The sequence below is a fragment of the Psychrobacter sp. 78a-MNA-CIBAN-0178 genome (assembly GCF_040309625.1).
GTDB classification, from domain to species: domain Bacteria; phylum Pseudomonadota; class Gammaproteobacteria; order Pseudomonadales; family Moraxellaceae; genus Psychrobacter; species Psychrobacter okhotskensis.
This window is the reverse complement of the sequence record NZ_JBEOOZ010000232.1, coordinates 1-229: the sequence shown is the minus strand read 5'-3', so window position 1 is coordinate 229 and position 229 is coordinate 1. Positions and strand designations below refer to the sequence as shown.

Annotated in this window: 1 pseudogene; it reads left to right on the top strand. The window is 62.4% G+C overall.

The window, feature by feature from the left end:
• Window positions 1-229, top strand: a pseudogene (locus AAEY80_RS14940) (hypothetical protein); the annotation flags it as partial.

The following is a 229-nucleotide window of genomic DNA, read 5'->3' as shown; positions in this document are numbered from 1 at the left end:
GTCCGTGAAGGTGCCGGAGCCGAAGTTCAGCTCGCAGACGAAGGACAAGCTGGTTTCTTCCGAGGTTCGTGCGCCGGTTGAGGAAGTTGTGGCGAAGGCGCTCGAAGAGTTCCTGCTGGAAACGCCGATCGACGCGAAGATCATCTGCGGGAAGATCGTTGAAGCTGCTCGGGCGCGTGATGCTGCGCGGAAGGCGCGTGAGATGACGCGCCGCAAGGGCGTGCTCGAC